Genomic DNA, 18,025 nt, shown 5'->3' with positions numbered 1-18,025 from the left:
CTTTCTTCGCCGCGGAGCTGGACCATCCACGGCGAAGAAGGGCACCTGGCGGGACCGCGCGGTAGGCGGCCACGGCAACACCGTGATCACCACCGACCCGGGCCTGGAAGGCACGCCGAGCTGATCGCCACCCATGCCCGTAGGAAGAGGTCGTCCTCAAGGTCTTCCACCCCGACTGTATGTCCGTGTACGTCGAGGTGGGCTGCCCGGTGCACCGCGCCCAGGTCGGGCAGCCCAGTCCGGAGTCGGTCGGCCGTACCACCTCGATCGGACAACAGACCGTCGCATGGCCGGGACGCGTCAAGGGCCGGGGCCAGGGTCGGTTGGTGGCTCGGCTTCGGCCAGGTCATGGTTCATCGGGGTTCGACTTCTCGATCCAGCAGTACCGCGGTGACGAGGGTGTCCTTGAGCCATGTTTCGTAGTCCTCGGGGGCCCAGCCGGCGTCGAGGACGAGGCTGTCGTGGACGCCGGCGCTCATCAAGGCGACGGCGATGTCCACGGCCTTTGGGTGGACGTCGCAGCCGGTGGCGCGGACGCGCTCGATGACCCTCTCGACCCCGAGCCTGTTCCGTCGTGCTCCTTCGGCCTGAGTGGTCGCGATGTCCGGGGAGACAGCGGCGCCGGTGTTCAGCATGGTGACGATGTCGCCGCAGCGTTCCCGCACTTGGCGGCCGGCCCTGGCCAGCAGTCCCAGCAGGGCGTCGGGATCGCTCATCTCTTCCGCCTCCGCCAGCAGCTCCGGCAGACCGGCTTCCTCGTCCATCAGGTCGACCAGCCCGTTGAGCACGCCGGCCTTGGAGCCGAAATGCGCGTAGATGGTCTGCGGCGCGACGCCGGCTTCCTTGGCGATGGAACGGATCGGTGTGCGGGCATAGCCATGTTCGGCGAACAGCCCGCGCGCGGTGGTGAGGATCGTGCGCAGCGTGAGCGCCTCGCGCCGATCACGCAGCCGGACGACTCCCGGCAGATCCGACATGTGTATGCTCCCGATTAGAACGCCGTTCCAATTTCTGGAACGTCATTCGGTCAGCCTATCAAGCTGCCACAGCAGGAGGGAGAACCGTATGAAGCTCGTGGTTTTCGGGGCCAACGGCCCGACAGGACGGCTTGTCACCCAGCGGGCGCTGGCGGAGGGCCATACCGTGACGGCCGTGACCCGGCGGCCCGAAGCCTTTCCGATCGAGGATCCGCGCCTGCGGGTGGCGGGCGCCGACGCTCTGAACGCGGCGGCGGTGGATGAGGTGGTGGCCGGCCATGACCGCGTTGTGTCGACCCTCGGCGTCCCGTACACCAAGGATCCGGTCACGATCTACTCGCAAGGCGCGCGGAACATCGTGGCGGCGATGAACCGGCACGGCCTGCGACGGCTGGTATGCGTGACCTCGATCGGCGTGCACCCCCAACTCGCACCCGAGGAGAAGTTCTTCTACCGCAAAGTGGTCGGGCCGATCCTGCTGTCGATGGGACGCCCGCTGTACGAGGACGCCCGCCGCATGGAGGAGATCGTGCGCGCCACCGATCTCGACTGGACGATCGTCCGCCCCTCTGGGCTTTTCGACGCCACGACGGTCACCGACTACCGCATCGCCGTCGCGCCCGAGCGGCTGCCCGGCATGTTCACCTCCCGCACCGACCTGGCCGACGTGCTCCTGCGCGAGGCCACCGGCGACCAGCACGTTCGCGCCTGCATCGAGGTGATCACCACTCAGGGCACCCCGAGCTACGCACGCGTGTTCCTCAAAGAGGCGTTGCACATCGGCACATGACCCCGCACTGGCGGGTGTGGTGGGTACGGGAGATCGACGGTGACGAAGGCGGACGGCTGCTGCGGCTCACCCGGCGGGGTGGCGGGCGTCCGCGCATCCCCGAGTCGAAGGACGAGCGGGCCCACCGGGAGCGGCGCGGCAGCAAGGGCGGCAGGGTCAAGGCTACGACCAGGCTGCCCGCTGACCTGCGCGGACGCGTTACCCGGCAGTCACAGCCAGCCGTTGCGGCGGAGGTCCCGGTGCAGCAGCCCAGCCACCGTGGCCATCACAGTGATGGCGAGCGGATAGCCGAACGTCCCGTTCAGCTCCGGCATATGGGCGAAGTTCATGCCGTAGATGCCAGCGATGAGGGTCGGGCCGGCCAGGATCGCAGCCCAGGCGGAAATGCGGCGCATGTCGTCGTTCTGCCAGGTCCCGACCCGTGCGAGGTGGGCGTCGAGGGCTGAGTTGAGCAGCTCGTCCAGCGAACGCACCTCGGTGTCGGTGCGGTGCATGTGGTCGGCGACGTCACGGAAGTACGGCAGCGCTTCCTCGGGCCATCCGGCGTGGGGTCCCGCGAAATCCTGCACCACCGGGGCCAAGGGCTGGACGGCGTCGCGGAATTCGACGACCTCGCGTTTGAGCGAGTAGATCTCCTCGGTCAGGTCCTCGCGATCCGGGGAGAAGACGCGTCGCTCCAGCGCGGTCAGGTCGGAGCGGACCTGCACGGCGGCCTCGGTGTAGGAGTCGACCACCGTGTCCAGGACGGCGCGCAGTACGGCGATGGGCCCGAACCGGAGCATATCCGCGTCGCCGTTGAGCCTCTGAGCCGCCGCTGAAGTGGGGTCGACCGGGCCGTGGCGGACGGTCAGGGCGAACCGCGGACCGGTGAAGACCATCACCTCGCCGGTTTCCACTTCACAACCGTCCTCGACGTACCACAGCGTCTTGAGCGCCACTGCGAGCACATCTCCGTACCGCTCCCGTTTGGGCCGCTGATGCGCCTGGACGGCATCCTCCACCGCCAGCGGATGCAGCCTCGACGCGAGCGCACGTGCCCGTCTCCATCGGGCGGTCGCCGCTCCCGTCCTGCACCTGCTGGACAACCCGGGGCGCTCCTGGCGCCCCTACGTCGCCGCGGTCGGCGCCCGAGCGGGCGGTCGCCTCGCGCAGGACCCGGTGGTCGTCTGGGTCGTCCGAAAACGCCCAGGTGTGCAGGGCCTCGCCGCCGGTGCCCAGACCGTTGTCCGGGCCGGGGTCGGGCCCGGTGACGAAGCTGTCAAGGGAGACCGAGATGTCAGCGATGATTCGAGTCATGCCAGGGTAGACCCGAACCGCCGCCCGAACTCATCGCTCAGCATGAAGCGTGTGCCGGAGGGCTGCCGGTGCACCGCCGGTGAGGCGGCTGTCCGGGGACCCTCGTCGCGAATGCGGGGGCATGGGCACATGGCAGACTCGTCCTGAAGGATGCAGCCGGGTGAAAGCACTCTCGGTCAGTCCAGTCGCCGGGGCAGGGAGGGTCCATGGGCGGGAACGATCCGCACATCCACGTTCAGTCGAAGGTGGTCCACGGCGATGCCGCTACCCGCAACGTTTTGGCATCCACGTTCGGTCTGGCCGGTGACCTGCCGAGTCTCGTCGCTACTGGATGCGGGCTGCGGGTGCCCTACGCGATGACCTCTCCTCGCCCTGATCGTGTCACCTGCCTTGCCTGCCGTGAGCATGCGCGGCGCGAACGCCTGCGCTTCTCGGAGGAGGTCGAACGCTTGAGCCGCATGGCTGGATCGACCATCAGCCCTGCCCAGGGGAAGTTGGCCGCAGAGAAGCACCGCAATCTCGCGCAGAGGTTTTCGGACGCGGAGGGCTGAGTCCGTAGCCGGACGACGGCTGGCACAACGCCACGCGCACCTGCCCATGCGGACCTGACCCTGGGAAACGTCACCACCTGCGCCGACACCTCCGTGTGGAGGCGCGGCGGTGCGGCGTGCTTTTGGTCCTGGGGCTCGTACGCTCCGGACAAGGCCACCGCAAAAGCATCCAAGCCGGGGTTCGTGGTCATCGTCGAGGTCCCGGACGGGTCGTTGTGTGCCGTGGTTCCTGGGGCGGGCAGGCGAGAGCAGTCGCCTGGTCAGGGTCGGTTGGTGGAGATGATGCGGCAGGTCCGGTGCACGCCGCGACCACCATCACGGCGAGGCCGAGAGCCACGACCGCGGCGCCGACGTACAGCGGTGCGGTGTAGCCCAGGCCGGCGCTGATCGCGAGGCCGCCGAGCCAGGCGCCCAGGGCGTTGCCGACGTTGGAGGCCGAGACGTTGGCGCTGGCGGCGAGCGGCGCGCCGTCGGCGGCGTCCGTAACGCGGGTGATCATGCCGGGGACGCTGGCGAATCCGAAGAGGCCCATCAGGAAGACCAGGACAACCGACGCGACCCGCCCCTCGGCCAGCAGCCCGAACACCACAAGGGTGGCGGCGAGTCCCGTCAGGGATACGACCAGAGTACGGTCGCGGTTGCGGTCGGCCGCCCGGCCTCCGGCGACGTTGCCGATGACCAGGCCGCTGCCGTAGACGACGAGCAGCCAGGCGACATCGGCGCTGGAGAATCCCGTGACCTCGGTGAAGGTGTACGCGATGTAGCTGAACGCCCCGAACATGCCGCCATAGCTGAGCGCGGTGGCGGCGAGGGTCAGCCAGACCTGCCAGGAGCGGAAGGCGCGTAGCTGGGGGCGCAGGCCGGATGTCCGGTGGGCCTCGTCGACAGCGCCCGCCCGCGCCGGGACCCACACGGCTATGGCCGCCACGGCCAGCACACCGATCCCGGTGATCGCCCAGAACGTGGCGCGCCAGCCCCAGCGTTCGCCGACCAGGGCGCCGAACGGCACGCCCAGCACGTTGGCGACCGTAAGCCCGGCGAACATCACGGCAACCGCGCGGGAGGCCCGCTCCGGCGGGACCATCCGGCGGGCGACGAGCGAGCCGATACCGAAGAAGGAGCCGTGGCACAGAGCGGCGACGATACGGCCCAGCAGCGCCACGGCGTAGGTGGGCGCCACGGCGGACAGCAGGTTGCCGAGGACGAACAAAGCCACCAATCCGACCAGGACGGCCTTTCGGTGGATGCGCGTGGTGGCGGCCGTCAGCAGGATCGCACCGATCGCGACGCTCAGGGCGTATCCCGAGATGAGCCACCCGGCCGCGGCTTCGGAGACGTCCAAGTCGCGGCTCACCTGGGGCATCAGGCCCGCGATCACGAACTCGGTCAGGCCGATCCCGAAACTGCCGACCGCCAGCGCGACCAACCCGGCGGGCATCCTCCGCCTGTCCCCGTCCCGTCGGATGTTCACGCAAACATCGTAGGGGAATCGGGGATTCGCGGCCGTCTTGCATCCGGCAGCACAAGGCTGGCGATCCCCCCGGTAGGGCTCCCCGCTCCGCCTCGGAGCGATGCGCCAGTACGGCGGCGATCTTCTGCCCCGTCCAAGGGCCGACATCGACGGCTGCGGTGCCCCGCAGCGCCTCGGCTCACTCCGCGGCCCGCGCAGTGTTACCGCGGCCGGGCGCGGGCCGACGACATGGGGCGAATCGCGCTCTCAGGGTCGAGGGCGGCCTTCCGTATCTGCGGGCACGGCATGATCGGCAAGGGTCGGGGCCGGGACGACGATCTTGCGTGGCTCGCCCAGAGCGCTGTGGTGGGCTTCCTCCTCCCGGGACAGACACTCGATCAGGTAGTCCCCGGTTTCGGAGTCGATGGTCACCCCGTGAGTCTCGCTGCGGAATCCGGGGAAGCGGCGGTCGAACGACTCAAGGGCGGTCAGATAGCGCAGCAGCGGACCGTTCCCGGTGCCGATGCTCTCGCCCGGCATCAGCACAGGGATGCCGGGCGGCGTGACGGTGACCATGGCCGCAGCCACCCGACCCGCCGCGTCGGCCAGCCGCACCCGCTCGGTGCCGCCGCGGATCAGTCGCTGGTAGCAGAGCTGCGGAGGGACGACCGGCTCCGGAAGCTCCTGGAAGGCGGTGTCGAGCAGCTGGACCAGACTCACCTCGCGCAGATAGTCGTGCATCTCCTGGCACAGACCGCGCAGTGTTCCGCCGGTATAGCGGTTCGGATATGCGGTGACCAGTCCGGGCAGTACACGGTCGAGCGGCGTGTCCTCGTCGTAGAGGGACTTGAAGTCCATCAGCGCGTCCAGGAGGGTGCCCCACTTGCCCTTGGTGATGCCCATGGAGAACAGGACCAGGGTGGTGTAGCTGTCGGTCTTCTCCACCACGACGTTCCGGGTGGCCAGATAGGACGTGAGGATCCGGGCGGGAATACCCCAATCGGCCATGTGGCCCGTTGCGTTGGTCCCCGGGCAGGTCACGGTCACCTTGAGGGGATCGAGCATGCAGTAGCCCTGGCCGAGCCCGGGGAATCCGTGCCAATCGGCCTCGGGCTCCAGCTCCCAGCACGAGGGCTCCGTACGCAGCAGCTCGGCCGGGGCCTCGTCGAAGGGCAGCCTCTCGCCGCTGGACGGGTCGGTCACCGTCTCCGGCTGCCAGACCCCGAAGAACCAGGCGGGACGGTCACCGGCGGCCTTGATGCGACGGCCGATCCGCACCACCGCCTGGCGGAAGCGGACCGCCTCGGTCACCGCTTCGTCGATCAGCCAGTGGCCTTGTGGCCCGTCCATCATCGCGGTGGCGACGTCCAAGGAGGCGATCATCGGATACAGCGGGGAGGTGGTGCCGTGCATCATCAGCACCTCATTGAACCGGTCGTGCTCCACCGGGGCTCGGGGGGCGGACTTGATGTGCACCATGGCGCTCTGCGACAGCGCGGCCAGCAGCTTGTGGGTGGACTGGGTGGCGAAGACGGTGGGCCGATCCGGGCCGGGGAAGGTGTCGGGTCCTACCGACATCCCGTAGCGCCCGGCGTAGAGGGGGTGGAAGCGGGCGTAGGCGAACCACGCCTCGTCGAAGTGGACCCGGGGCGTGCTGGCCGCGAACGCTCGGGCGACCTGGACCGCGTCGTAACACAGGCCGTCGTAGGTGGAGTTGGTGAAGACCGCGTACTGGGTCCGGGGAGACAGCGCGTCGCGCGCCAGCGGGTTTCCGCCGATCCGGGCGGTCACGGTATCCGGATGGATCTCGCCCGGGGGCAGCGGCCCGGAGAGACCGTAGCCATTGCGCGTAGGGATCAAATACACCGGTCGCGAGCCGGAGATGACCAGGCCGTGCAGCACCGACTTGTGGCAGTTCCGGTCCACGAGGGCGATCTCGTCACGGGTCACGCTGAAGTGGCCGACCAGGCGATCGCAGGTCGAATCGCCGTGGAGGACGAAGTACGTGAGGTCGGCGCCGAAGACCCGGGCGGCGTTCCGCTCCGCCTCACCGATGGGCCCTGTGTGCTCGAACAGGGAGCCGAGCGCCTCGACCGAGATGGACAGATCGCTGCGGAACAGCCGCTCCCCGAAGTAGTCGTGGAAGGTCCGGCCCACCGGTGACTTCAGAAAGGCGACGCCGCCGGCATGGGCCGGGGTGTGCCAGGAGTACTCGTGCGTATCGTCGAAGTGGCGCAGCGCCTTGAAGAACGGTGGCAGCACGGCCTCGCGGTAGGCACGGGCAGCGCCGGTAATCCGTCCGGCGATGAAGGTAGCGGTGTCCTCCTCCGGCCACACGTACCCGACCACGGTCTCCGACACCCACAGCGGCAGGTCCTCGAACCCTTCGTCCGCCGCGATGAGGAAAACCGGCAGGCCCTGGAACCGCCGGCCGATGTCGCGCAGCACCGCGGCGCCACCCGCTTCGCCGCCCGACCCGTCGTTCGGGCCATCCTTCGGCCCGGCGTTCGGCCCGTCGTTCGGATCAAGCTCCCAGTCCACCAACGCGGCCGCCATGCCGGCCTCGGTTCGCAGCACTGTCCGGGCCTCGGCGCCCGTCCCGGCCCACCGCACCGCGAACCCGGCTGCCTCGACCGCCTCACGGATCCTGCGCAGCTGTTCGGCCCCGGCCGTGTCACCCCCGGGGTGCTCCCGGACCGCGAACAGAACGGTATTGCCCGCCATATCCCCCTCCTCAGCCTGCCGCCCTCTGTCTGTCAGAGTTTCGGGGGACGGACCCACGCATGGCGGTGCAGCCGGGGAAGACCACCCGAAAGAAGGAAAATCACCCGTACCGTCTGGACGTATCCAGGCGGCGTCGGCGACCGAGAGCCGGCGAGTGGCGAGGACGGACCATCTCCGCTCGTCGCCCGCCGCAATCGCCATGACAGGGACGGCTGCTGCCCAAGACCACCAGGTCACCCGTGCGCAGCCCCGTGTCAGCCCTGCCTGCGGATACGAGCCCCTCCCTACCGAGATAGAAATTGATCAGGTACACCTCAGGATCAGACTGCCGGATCAGCTTCGCCGTCCGCGCGATCCCCAGATGTGAGTACGCCAGGGCGGACACCTGCATCTCCCCGAAATCCACGACACGCATCCTGGCCCGGAAGTCCTCGCGGTCATCGCTGTGCAACCGGTTGCGCATGTGCGACTGTGTCGTGGTCTCTTCCCATAGCGCGAATCGCTCGGCGCTTCCACGACCTCCGTACTGAACTCCGTTACCAACATGCCCAGCCCCCAGTAGCCGGCCCCCGCGGCTTTGAACGTGGCATCACCCCGAACCGAATCTCCGTAGCATGGCCACGTGATCAAGGCCTGGATGGAATGGGGATCCCTCACCGACCCTGGGCGCTTCAACGACTGGTACCGGAAGGAGCGGCACCGGTTCTCGGACATGGCCCGGGACGCCGACTGGAACGCCCTGTTCGAGGAGTTGCTGAGGAGGCAACCGGGACCGGGGTGGGTCAACCTCCCCCGGATCGGGAACCGGAACCGCAGTGGATTCGCCCCGCTGCATCAGGCGGCCTGGCACGGCGCGGAGTTCGCCGTCGTCTCCCGGCTGATCGCGTACGGCGCTTGGCGCACGCAGCGCGCCCGGGACGGGCGGCGTGCCGTGGACGTCGCGCGGGAGCGGGGGCACACGCATCTGCTGAAGCTTCTGGAGCCGGTCATGGTGCGGCAACTCCCCTCCCCTCCCGAGATGCTGGAGCGCCACTTCCACTCGCTGCTGTGGGAGCGGCTCGGCCCCTGCTTCGAGAAGACCGAGCATCTGCTGCCGCCGCTGGCCCCACTGACGGAAGGACCAGCCGTAGAGATCACCTTTACTGTGTGGGGGCTGATGGGTGGCGTCACCTACCGCCTGGAGGCGGACCATCTGCACGTGCACATCCACTCGCGGATGGACGCCGACGACGGCGAGCACTACCGGGTCACCCCCGAAGGCTGGGGCAAGATCCGATCCCCGCGTCTGCCCCCGCCCTCTCCGCCTGCCCCGCAGCGCCCCACGTCGTAACCGGCGAACGGGCCAGACCATCGTCGGCGGCCGACATGACTGAGCTCGACCCCGTCGCCTGGCCACCTGCCCCGATCAGGGCCGAGAGGGTCGTGCTCCGAGAACCCGAGGCCCGGGACCGTGCGGCGGTCATCGCGCTGCCAGCTCCACCAGAGGTGGGCACCTACCTCGGTGGCCCTCGACCACCTGACGAGCTCACCGGCCGCGAAGAAATACCACGGAACGGAGACGCCAGTGCGGGGACTTTTCCTGAGACAGCTCGGAAGCCAAGCGACGCCTTTCCCTTCTCCGCGCCGGAGCACGTGGTCCAGGCAGGAGAAAAGCGTTGCTGTGCCCTGGTGCAGGTTGGCATGCTCACGGCCGTGACCACCGCACACGAATCCACCGATTCCACCATCGTCATTCCCGTCAGCGTGCGCGACCTTGTGCCCCGCGACCTGCCGTCATGCACCTGGTCGGGCTCAGCCGCCCACCTTCGCCAAGTAGAGCGCGCGTTGGAGCGGGCTGCGGCCAGCGAGGTGGACTACCTGGCTGTATGCACCCCTGTGGATCTGCCGGTGGCGATCGGCGGCATCGACTATCAGGTTTCCGAGGAAGCCGGAACCTTGTGGCAGCTCGCGGTCCTCCCGGCGCTCCAGTCCCGCGGCCTGGGAACGCTGCTGATCCGAACCGCCGAGCAAAGGATCAGGAACCGCGGCAGGCGCAGGGCCGAACTCGCCGTGGAGGAGAACAACCCTCGAGCTCGCGCCCTGTACGAACGTCTGGGCTACACCGCGTACGCCCGCAAGCCCGATGCCTGGGACGAGGAAGGACCTGACGGGACGATCCGTCGCCACGAGACGATGTGCGTTCTCATGCGAAAGGGCCTTTGAGCCCCACCCGATGGCAGACACCCCACGGGAAGCCAGATGGTCAGATGCCGACTTTTCCCATCGCTTTCGGAGGAGCTGGACCCCGGTCCCGAACGGCTGATCGCGGGGCGTCAGCGTAGTGCAATCTCGCCCGCGTGAACGGCACGCATGGCGCGCTCGACGGTTTCCTGGTTTTCGCCGACCGGAGCCACGTAATCGATGACCTCGCGCGCGGCGTCCTCCCCGAGCGTTCGGGTGATCACCCACGTGGCGAGATACTGGGACGCCAGGCAACCGCCCGCCGTAGCGATGTTCCCCTCAGCGTGGAACGGTGTGTCCAGCACGGTGACATCGCAGGCTTCGACGAAGGCCCGGCTCTTCATGTCCGTGCACGCCGGCATCCCCTCCAGCAATCCGAGCCGAGCGAGCACCAGCGCGCCGGAGCACTGCGCGCCGATCAGCTGTCGCGAAGGGTCGAGCGGCAGCCTGGAGATCAGCCGGTCGTCGGCGACCACGTCGCGCGTCTTCACCCCGCTGCCGATCAGCACGACGTCGGCCTCGGTCACGAACTCCATCGGGCGCTGGCCCGTCACCTCGACACCATTCATCGACGTGACCACCGGCGTCGGCGTCGTGATGAAGGCTTCCAAGCCGTCCTGGCGGCGCCGGTTGATCAGCGCAGAAGCGATGAAGCTGTCGAGCTCGTTGAACCCGTCGAAGGTGACCACGGCTACCTGCATCACGACTCCTTCAGATACGGCATCAGTTCTCCAGTCTCCCCGAGGTGCCGTTCCGGTTCGAGAGCCAATGAGCGGCCGGTGGCATGCCTGTCGCCGCTCGGCGTTTCGAGCTCTCGGCGTGAGTCATCGACAACGAGCTGGCCAAGATCCCCGGCATCCTCGCCGTCAGCGTCGACGTCATGCTCGCTGAACCGCGCCGCTGCTGGCTGGACCGCGACCTGGACTCTGGCCTCGGCGCATTCCACGCGTCGGCGCTGCTGTAAACACCCCCCAACGGACCACTTGGTTGTCGACGTGGCAGGACGCGGCCCGCCGGGCACGTGCCCGCCTCTGCAAGGGACCGGGCCTCGCCGGGAGTGCGGCACCGCAGGCCGGGGACCCGGCCCAGGCTGTCGGCTTCGGCCTCGTACCCCCTCTCAACCACCAGTTGAGGCCGTACGTTGTGCCGATGACCGATGCCGTGCCGCCCGGCGGCGCTGTCCTTGATGCGGATGAACTGGACGCTCGGTGGGCGGACGCCTGGCGCCCGGAACAGGTCGCGGAGCGGTTGAGCGGGGTCAGTGCACCCGGTGCATCGCGGCAGGTTGGGCGCTGGAAGTGTTCCGCGGAGGGCAGTCGCGCCCCCACGGCGACCTGGAGATCGCGGTGCCCGCGGCGGGGTTCGCGAAGGTTCGGGATTGCTTCCCCGAGTACGCGTTCGACGCGGTGGGCTCGGGACGGGTCTGGGCGAATGCAGGAGCTGAGGCACTCGCGGCCACGCATCAGACCTGGCTGCGGGATCCGGCGAGCGGACACTTCCTTTTCGATGTCTTCCGCGAGCCGCACGAGGGCGGGACATGGGTCTGCCGTCGCGACGAGAGCCTGCGGCTGCCGTACGACGCGGTCATCGAACGGACTGCGGACGGCATCCCTTATCTGGTGCCGGAGCTGGTTCTGCTTGGTGCACGACTTGTAACAGCAGTCATCATCGGTAACCTTGCTGCCCAGCGGAAGGCTCCCGCCATCGCCAAGGCCCGCGCCACTTACGACACCGCGGCGGAGCAGAAACCTGACGCCGACTGAACCCGCCCGGACAGGTCGTGGGCGGGGTGGGCAGCGCCCGCGGGGCGACGGATAACCTGGGCCCGTCAGCGAAGATCGCAGAAGGGCGGAAGCACATGGCAGACATCATGGAGACGGCGGCGCGGAAGGTCTTCGAGCGCTACGACGTCGATGGGGACGGCCTGGTCACCGCGGACGAGTACCGCAAGGTCGTGGCGGAGTTGGAGGGCTCGGAGATCACCGAGTCGCAGGCCCAGGAGCTGATCGACTCGCTCGACACCAACGGCGATCGCCAGATGTCGTTCGAGGAGTTCTGGGCGGCCATGAATGGCTGACACTGCCGGGTCCGGCACGTTCACGTGCCGGACGCGGTGTGGCCCCTTCCCGCCATCGGGTGGAATGCGGGGGCGGCACGTGCACCCTGACGGCGGTGGGCACCGCCGTCGGGGCCCGTACAGCCCTCTCAAGGCGCTCCCGGGCTGTCAGCGGGAAAGCTGGGCGGCAGCCAGGACGTATCCCAGTGCCAGGCCGCCCACTGGCCGGCGTCTGCGAACGGCCCCGTGCGGCCTTCGAGCATGGCCAGTACCTGGGCCCGGGCGCGTTCCACCGCCTGGTGCTCGGTGTCGGAAACGATCCCGAGGCGCCGGATGTGGGCGTACTCGTCCTCGTCCTTCCACCGCAGCGTGCTGAGGTCCGGGTCGATGACGAGGTCCACGGCCAGGTCGAAGGTGTCGAATCCGTTGGCCGTGCGGCGGGTGGGGTGCTCGAAGTTCACGTACCAGTTCCGCAGCCGCTGCCCGTCGCCGTCGGGGGCGTAGAAGGCGTTGATGCCGAACCACGCCGTGGGCGGCTTCCACAGCATCAGCACCGTCTCCTGCCATACCGCAGGCGCCAGCTCCCACTCCCCCGTCGCCATCGCCTCGAACGCCTCCGTGCGCACCGAGGGTTCGCCGGTTCTCCGGGCCCGGGCGTACAGCGAGGGCCACAGGGCCTCGGCTCCGGGGCAGCAGGCCGTCACCAGCGCCGTGTCGGTGTCGGCGATGACCCGCAGCGCCTGCGCGGTCCACACCCGCCCCTGGTGGACATCGCGCCGTACGATGGTCTGCCCGACCTCGAAGCTCCCCATCGTCTCACCTTCTCCTGGCCCCACCGCACCGCAGCGGTTGCGGGCTGTGCTCCATCCGGTCGCCTTGGTCTCGGTAACACAGGTGGGGTGGCCCCAGGCGTCAGGGTTTCTCGCGATGAGCTCCCCCTTGGCGTACGGCTGGCCGCGGCGGCAGCGGCCGACAGGGCGCGGGTCGGGTCCGGGATTCCCTTTGGACGCCCCGTCACACGCGGCAATGATCCGTTCACCCACACCCCGATACTGCCAGGGTGCGCGATGACGCGTGCGGGCCGCCGGATAACGTTTCCGTCCATGGCCATGCAGCTACTGCCCTCCCACAACACCCTCGTGGACCACATGATCGAACTCGCGGACCTGCCCTGGAGCCGACAGGCATTCGAGGACGCCTTCGCGCGCAACGGCTGGTGTCATGGCCAGGACCCCGATGCGCCGGGCGTGGGCTGGGAGGAGCCCTGGTGGATCAGCGGAAGGGAACGGGTGGACGACTGGTGGCTGCTCCTCGGAGAGGCTCCCGGATGTCGCCGGCGGCCGGACCCCACCGCCGTCTGCGGTCACCCCGGCTGCCGGACGGACTGCTTCGTGGAACACCCCTTCGCCTATTTCACCGATCCGCAGGACCCGCAGGAGTGGGACAACGAGTTCGGCCCCTTCCACAGCCGGGCGGATGTGGACCCCGAGGCCACCGCCGAGGACTTCGCCGCCCTGTACCAGCGCATGTCCGAGCTGCTGCGCACCCGCCTCGGCGCCCCGCTGCCCGCGGGCGCCTACCAGCTCCCCGACGATGAGGAGACGTTCCACGAATACCTGGTGTGGGAGCGGAGCAACTCCTGGGTGGTACTGCTCATCGCCGAAGACCAGATCACCTACGGCGCATACGACCGAGCCGGAATCCACGTACGCCCCAGAATCTGACGCCATAGCCAGCTGAACTACGCGTCCCTCGCGCGTCGCGTGGAGACCCGAGTGGTAAGGACATCTCGCCCGCGAGCACAGCGCAACAGGGCAACGGCCACCTGGCGTGGGCGTGTCTTGGTCCTGACTGCCCGGCGGTGGCCGAAGGCAGCAGCAGATCCGCGGCGCATGCCCATATGCTCACAGAGGCGTGGCGTGCGCGCGGACAGGGGGAGCATATGGCCAAGGTCGTGGAGCTGGTGTCGTATCCCATCAAGGGGTGCGCTGGAATGCGGACGCACACCGCGGTGCTGACGCTCGCGGGTCTCGCCCATGACCGCAGTTTCATGGTCACCAGTGAGGAAGGTGTCTTCCGCAGCCAACGGCGCGACCCGCGGCTGGCCTTGATCCGCCCCGAGATCAGTTCCGACGGGCTGCGGCTGATGCTGCACGCCCCGGCGCTGGATCCGGTCGGGATCGACGTCGATGTCTCTGGTCGGCCTCGAGAAGTCGATCTGTTCGGGGCGCCGTTCAAAGGCATCGACCAGGGTGACGAAGCCGCCGCATGGCTGTCCGAGGTTCTCGGCGCCCCGAGCCGTCTGGTGCGGGTTCCGGCCGGCCACGACCGGGTCACCGACGGCCGTACGCCCGGCACGTCCGGGTACGCCGACAGCTGTGCCATCCACGTGCTCTCCCGGTCCACCGTGGATCTGCTGAACGAGCGGCTGGGCGAGCGCGGCGCCCCGCCCCTCCCCATAAACCGCTTCCGCCCGAACATCGTCGTGGACGGCTGGAACACCCCGCACACCGAGGACCGCGCCCACCGGATCACCATCGGTGACACGGAACTCGGTTACGCCAAGCTCGCCATCCGCTGCGCGGTCACCATGGTCGACCAGCGGTCCGGCGCCAAGGCGGGGCCCGAGCCGCTGCGCACCCTGGCCACCTATCGTCGCGCTGCCGAGGGCGGCATCGCCTTCGGGACGAAGTACGCCGTGCTGCGCCCCGGCAAACTGTCCGAGGGCGACGACGTGCACGTCACCTCCTGGGGCGAGTCGGAGGTCTGATGGGGTGCTCCTCGGCCTGCCGCGCGGTCAGCCGACGCGTACCGCTCGGGCCAGGAAGTGGTGTGCCGCGTCCTCGTGGCCGAGCAGGTCCCAGCCCGTCACGTGCAGGGCGGGGTGGAGGTTCTCCTCGGCCAGCAGGTCGTCGGGGTCCAGGGGGCGGCCGTGGCGGGCTGCGCGTTCTGCGCGGCCGGAGCGGTGGAAGAGCAGCAGGACGCCGCCGGGGGCGGTGATGCGGGCCCATTCGCGCAGAGCGGCCGTGGAGTCGGGAACGTGGTCGATCAGGTCCGCGCTGAAGATGCCGTCCAACGATCCGGTCGGCAGGGGCAGTCGGCAGGCGTCGGCCAGGAGGAGATGGGCGAGGCAGGCACGTCCTTCTCAGGCGGCAGCCGTGAGCATTGCCGGGGTGAGGTCCACGCCGAGCACGGCGACCTTGGGGCCGACTCCGGTGCGCAGGGCGGGCAGGGCGAGGCCAGTGCCGCAGCCCATGTCCATGACCCGCTGCCCGGGAGCAGTTCCATGCGGGTGACGGCTGCCGCGTACCGGGGGCCGTCGGCGGCGAAGTGTTCCTCCCAGGTCGCCGCCCGCGAGGTGAAGACGGCGCGGGTCGTGGTCCGGGCCGCGTGGGACGCCACGTGGGCGGCGAAGCGTTCGAAGACGCCGTCGCGGTGCGGGGCGAGCGCGGCCAGTTCGGCGGGGGTGGAGTCCGGGAGGTCCGGCGCGGTGGCCGCCTCGTCCGGGAAGGCTGTGACGAAGGCGTCGACGGCGTCCTTGTCCACCTCCAGGTGGAACTGGAGTCCCCAGGCCGAGCCGCCGATCCGGAACGCCTGGACCGGGTAGCGGTCGCAGGAGGCCAGCAGGGTGGCATCGGGCGGGAGGTCCATGGTGTCGCCGTGCCCGTGCAGTACGCGCAGGCGCTCGGGTGCTGCGGCGAACAGCGGGTCGGCGGGCACGGCCGAGGTCGTCCGTAACGCTGCCCAGCCGTTCTGCGGGCCGTCGCCGGGCCGGGCGCCACTGCCAGCAGTTGTGCGCCGAGGCACACCCCGAGCACGGGGACCTCGGCCGCGAGCGCGGCCCGTAGCAGTGCCAGTTCGGCGGAGCGGTTCGGAAACGCCGGGGAGTCGTCGTACGCCGCCATGGGTCCGCCCATGACCACCAGCGCTGCCAGTCCGTCCGGCGATTCCGGGACCGGGTCCCCGGCCCAGGTCCGGCAGACGCGCACCGGCAAGCCCGCCTTCAGTGCGGTGCCGATGGCGTACGGGCCCTCGTGCGGCAGGTGCTGGACGATCAGGACGCCCGTCGGATTCGCCCAGCTCATCGGGTCACGTCCATGAGGTGTAGCCGTCGTCGACGCGGATCGCGGTGATGCCGCTGATGTGCCGGGCCCCGCAGCGGTCCTGGGGCAGGACGAGCTGGGGACCGGCGCGGTCGAGGGAGGTGTCGTCGATGGTGACCGCGAGCAGGACCGGTGCGCGGCCGAAGTCGGGGTCGATCTCCGCCCAGGAGAGGAGCGCGCGGTGGCCGTCTGTTCCGGATACCGCGATCAGGAAGCGCAGGCGGTCCTTGCGGCGGGCGGGGTCGAAGCCGGGGCGGGCGGTGGCCAGCACGTCGTGCAGCAGCGGTCCGGTGAAGCGGTGGTGCCGGGTTCCGCTGGTGGCGCATTCGAAGCTGACGTCGGCGTCGTGCTGGGGCCAGGCGAGCAGGTCGGGCACGGTCAGCCGGGCCGGATGGTCGAGATCGCCGGTGAGGGCCAGTTCCGCCGGCGGGCGGGTGGCCGTACCGGCAGCTGCGAGGGACTGGCTCACGGGCCACCACCTCCCGGGTGTACGTACCCGAGCCCCTGTCGGATACAAACGCATATGCCAACCCTATGGTGCAGTGCTCTGGCGGTTGCGGTATCGAGGGAGGCTTTCCTCTCGCATGTGCGGCTTCAACGCCGGGTGGCTCCGTGCGGCCTGAGGTCCTTTCAGCCGGGGAGCAGCGCGGGCCGGAGGGGCGGAGGTCTCGGCGTGGGCCTGGTCGTCGTCCGGGCGAGAAATGCTTCAACGCGCCCCTGACAAGTCAAGATTCCCGTGGCACGCTGCCTCTCGCACGTCTATCCGCACCGCTCTTCGTTCCCCCACCCTGTCCGGGCCCACCAGTCCGGGCACGGCAGAAGGAGACATGCGTGAGACGCCATCGCACTGCCGCGGGCATCCTGCTGGCCGTCGGAACCCTGTTCACCGGCGGCCTGCTCACTCCCGGCGCGGCCAACGCGGCGACCCCCGAACCGGCCTCCGGGCCGTCGGCGGCGGCCCGCACCGCCTCCACCGCCGAACAGCACGCGGCCCGCACCTTCTGGACCGCCGAGCGGATGCGCTCGGCCACCCCGCTCGATCTGCTGCTGACCCGGAAGGCCGCCAAGCGGCTGAAGACGCCCGAGCCCGGCGGGCCGTCTACGGTCGTCGAACCCACCGCCGCTCCCGCCTCCTTCCCGCAGGCCGGTGGCCCGTGGACCGGCAGCGGGAACGTGGTCACCACCTCCGGCCGGGTGTTCTTCACGTTCCAGGGGCGTACCGCTTCGTGCACCGGTAATGCCGTGACCAGCCAGAACGCGAGCACCGTCATCACCGCCGGGCACTGTGTGAAGTACCAGGGCAGCTGGCACACCAACTGGGTCTTCGTGCCCGCGTACAACAACGGCAGCGCGCCGTACGGCCAGTGGACCGCGTCCACGACGCTCACCACTCCGCAGTGGGAGGCGAGTGAGGGCATGAACTACGACATCGGCGCCGCGGTCGTCGCCCCGCTGAACGGTCAGAAACTCACCTCGGTCGTGGGCGCGCAGGGGCTTCAGTTCAACGGCGGCTACAACAAGAAGATGTACTCCTTCGGCTTCCCCGCCGCCTCGCCGTACGACGGCACGAAGCTCATTTATTGCAGCGGCAACAGCTCGAAGGACTTCCTGCTCACGCAGGACCACGGCCTCGCCTGCAACATGACGGGCGGCTCCAGCGGCGGTCCCTGGTTCACCGGTTTCAGCGAGGCCACCGGCACCGGGTTGCAGGTCTCCGTGAACAGCTTCGGCTACGTCTTCCTGCCGAACACGATGTTCGGCCCGTACTTCGGTGATGTGGCGAAGGCCCTGTACGACAAGGCCCAGGCGTCCTAGCGAGGTCCGCCGCCTCGCCTCGAGCCCGGTCGTACAGGCGCGC

General features: G+C 69.3%; 19 protein-coding genes and 3 pseudogenes. 9 read left to right on the top strand and 13 right to left on the bottom strand.

Annotated features, from left to right (window positions below):
- Positions 1-353: 353 nt before the first annotated feature.
- On the bottom strand, positions 354-977 hold the full coding sequence (locus LCH29_RS05505; protein WP_446460536.1) for a TetR/AcrR family transcriptional regulator: 624 nt from the start codon (positions 975-977) through the stop codon (positions 354-356).
- Between the two features lie 88 nt (positions 978-1,065).
- Between LCH29_RS05505 and LCH29_RS05500 the strand changes: the two genes are divergently transcribed.
- The gene (locus LCH29_RS05500; protein ID WP_446460535.1) at positions 1,066-1,767 is read left to right on the top strand and encodes an NAD(P)-dependent oxidoreductase; all 702 of its coding nucleotides are present in this window, start codon (positions 1,066-1,068) and stop codon (positions 1,765-1,767) included.
- A 209-nt stretch (positions 1,768-1,976) separates the two neighbouring features.
- On the opposite strand, the gene LCH29_RS05495 is transcribed toward LCH29_RS05500, so the two are convergent.
- Together LCH29_RS05495 and LCH29_RS05490 are read right to left on the bottom strand one after the other, a co-directional pair.
- Positions 1,977-2,768: a magnesium and cobalt transport protein CorA gene (locus LCH29_RS05495; protein ID WP_446460534.1), complete on the bottom strand. Its 792-nt coding sequence runs from the start codon at positions 2,766-2,768 to the stop codon at positions 1,977-1,979.
- 121 nt (positions 2,769-2,889) lie between these two features.
- Positions 2,890-3,063, bottom strand: a pseudogene (locus LCH29_RS05490) (dihydrofolate reductase family protein); the annotation flags it as partial.
- Positions 3,064-3,269: 206 nt separating this feature from the next.
- Between LCH29_RS05490 and LCH29_RS05485 the strand changes: the two are divergent.
- Positions 3,270-3,614 carry a hypothetical protein gene (locus LCH29_RS05485; protein ID WP_446460533.1) on the top strand — a complete coding sequence of 115 codons (345 nt, stop codon included), beginning with the start codon at positions 3,270-3,272 and terminating at the stop codon, positions 3,612-3,614.
- 187 nt (positions 3,615-3,801) lie between these two features.
- Here LCH29_RS05485 and LCH29_RS05480 read toward each other — a convergent pair whose 3' ends face one another.
- From LCH29_RS05480 to LCH29_RS05470, 3 genes are all read right to left on the bottom strand, one after another.
- Complete coding sequence (locus tag LCH29_RS05480; protein WP_446460580.1) at positions 3,802-5,052, bottom strand: MFS transporter; 1,251 nt, start codon at positions 5,050-5,052, stop codon at positions 3,802-3,804.
- A gap of 279 nt (positions 5,053-5,331) precedes the next feature.
- Complete coding sequence (locus LCH29_RS05475) at positions 5,332-7,788, bottom strand: Orn/Lys/Arg family decarboxylase (RefSeq protein ID WP_446460532.1); 2,457 nt, start codon at positions 7,786-7,788, stop codon at positions 5,332-5,334.
- A gap of 100 nt (positions 7,789-7,888) precedes the next feature.
- Positions 7,889-8,347 carry an AraC-like ligand-binding domain-containing protein gene (locus tag LCH29_RS05470; RefSeq protein WP_446460579.1) on the bottom strand — a complete coding sequence of 153 codons (459 nt, stop codon included), beginning with the start codon at positions 8,345-8,347 and terminating at the stop codon, positions 7,889-7,891.
- A 63-nt stretch (positions 8,348-8,410) separates the two neighbouring features.
- Between LCH29_RS05470 and LCH29_RS05465 the strand changes: the two genes are divergently transcribed.
- Both LCH29_RS05465 and LCH29_RS05460 read left to right on the top strand, forming a co-directional pair.
- Positions 8,411-9,118, top strand: coding sequence for an ankyrin repeat domain-containing protein (locus LCH29_RS05465; RefSeq protein ID WP_446460531.1), 708 nt, complete (start codon positions 8,411-8,413; stop codon positions 9,116-9,118).
- Between the two features lie 350 nt (positions 9,119-9,468).
- A complete protein-coding gene (locus tag LCH29_RS05460) occupies positions 9,469-9,990 on the top strand; it encodes a GNAT family N-acetyltransferase (protein WP_446460530.1) in 522 nt (173 codons plus the stop codon).
- A gap of 110 nt (positions 9,991-10,100) precedes the next feature.
- On the opposite strand, the gene LCH29_RS05455 is transcribed toward LCH29_RS05460, so the two are convergent.
- Both LCH29_RS05455 and LCH29_RS05450 read right to left on the bottom strand, forming a co-directional pair.
- Entirely contained in the window at positions 10,101-10,709 is a 609-nt protein-coding gene (locus LCH29_RS05455; RefSeq protein WP_446460529.1) for a DJ-1/PfpI family protein, read from the bottom strand.
- On the bottom strand, positions 10,709-10,954 hold the full coding sequence (locus tag LCH29_RS05450) for a hypothetical protein (RefSeq protein WP_446460528.1): 246 nt from the start codon (positions 10,952-10,954) through the stop codon (positions 10,709-10,711). Before LCH29_RS05450 ends, LCH29_RS05455 begins: the two co-directional genes overlap by 1 nt.
- A gap of 203 nt (positions 10,955-11,157) precedes the next feature.
- Between LCH29_RS05450 and LCH29_RS05445 the strand changes: the two are divergent.
- Both LCH29_RS05445 and LCH29_RS05440 read left to right on the top strand, forming a co-directional pair.
- Positions 11,158-11,648 (top strand): annotated as a pseudogene (locus LCH29_RS05445) (hypothetical protein); the annotation flags it as partial.
- Positions 11,649-11,866: 218 nt separating this feature from the next.
- A complete protein-coding gene (locus tag LCH29_RS05440) occupies positions 11,867-12,085 on the top strand; it encodes an EF-hand domain-containing protein (protein WP_039940291.1) in 219 nt (72 codons plus the stop codon).
- A 128-nt stretch (positions 12,086-12,213) separates the two neighbouring features.
- On the opposite strand, the gene LCH29_RS05435 is transcribed toward LCH29_RS05440, so the two are convergent.
- Positions 12,214-12,876, bottom strand: a complete 663-nt coding sequence (locus LCH29_RS05435) for a DUF402 domain-containing protein (protein WP_446460527.1) — start codon at positions 12,874-12,876, stop codon at positions 12,214-12,216.
- Between the two features lie 291 nt (positions 12,877-13,167).
- Between LCH29_RS05435 and LCH29_RS05430 the strand changes: the two genes are divergently transcribed.
- Positions 13,168-13,788: a hypothetical protein gene (locus tag LCH29_RS05430; RefSeq protein ID WP_446460526.1), complete on the top strand. Its 621-nt coding sequence runs from the start codon at positions 13,168-13,170 to the stop codon at positions 13,786-13,788.
- A 218-nt stretch (positions 13,789-14,006) separates the two neighbouring features.
- Positions 14,007-14,834: an MOSC domain-containing protein gene (locus tag LCH29_RS05425; protein WP_446460525.1), complete on the top strand. Its 828-nt coding sequence runs from the start codon at positions 14,007-14,009 to the stop codon at positions 14,832-14,834.
- A 27-nt stretch (positions 14,835-14,861) separates the two neighbouring features.
- Here LCH29_RS05425 and LCH29_RS05420 read toward each other — a convergent pair whose 3' ends face one another.
- The 4 genes and pseudogenes from LCH29_RS05420 to LCH29_RS05405 all read right to left on the bottom strand — a co-directional run bounded on the left by LCH29_RS05420 (position 14,862) and on the right by LCH29_RS05405 (position 16,636).
- The gene (locus LCH29_RS05420; protein WP_446460524.1) at positions 14,862-15,140 is read right to left on the bottom strand and encodes a methyltransferase domain-containing protein; all 279 of its coding nucleotides are present in this window, start codon (positions 15,138-15,140) and stop codon (positions 14,862-14,864) included.
- The gene (locus tag LCH29_RS05415) at positions 15,113-15,784 is read right to left on the bottom strand and encodes a type 1 glutamine amidotransferase (RefSeq protein WP_446460523.1); all 672 of its coding nucleotides are present in this window, start codon (positions 15,782-15,784) and stop codon (positions 15,113-15,115) included. Before LCH29_RS05415 ends, LCH29_RS05420 begins: the two co-directional genes overlap by 28 nt.
- A gap of 89 nt (positions 15,785-15,873) precedes the next feature.
- Positions 15,874-15,969 (bottom strand): annotated as a pseudogene (locus LCH29_RS05410) (hypothetical protein); the annotation flags it as partial.
- Between the two features lie 184 nt (positions 15,970-16,153).
- Entirely contained in the window at positions 16,154-16,636 is a 483-nt protein-coding gene (locus LCH29_RS05405; RefSeq protein ID WP_446460522.1) for a molybdopterin-dependent oxidoreductase, read from the bottom strand.
- A 362-nt stretch (positions 16,637-16,998) separates the two neighbouring features.
- Here LCH29_RS05405 and LCH29_RS05400 point away from each other — a divergent pair, with 362 nt between their 5' ends.
- Entirely contained in the window at positions 16,999-17,982 is a 984-nt protein-coding gene (locus tag LCH29_RS05400; protein WP_446460521.1) for a trypsin-like serine peptidase, read from the top strand.
- Positions 17,983-18,025: the final 43 nt, after the last annotated feature.

This window comes from Streptomyces sp. BRA346 (assembly GCF_052851135.1).
Note: the sequence above shows the minus strand (reverse complement) of the source record. Positions and strands in the feature narration are given on the sequence as shown.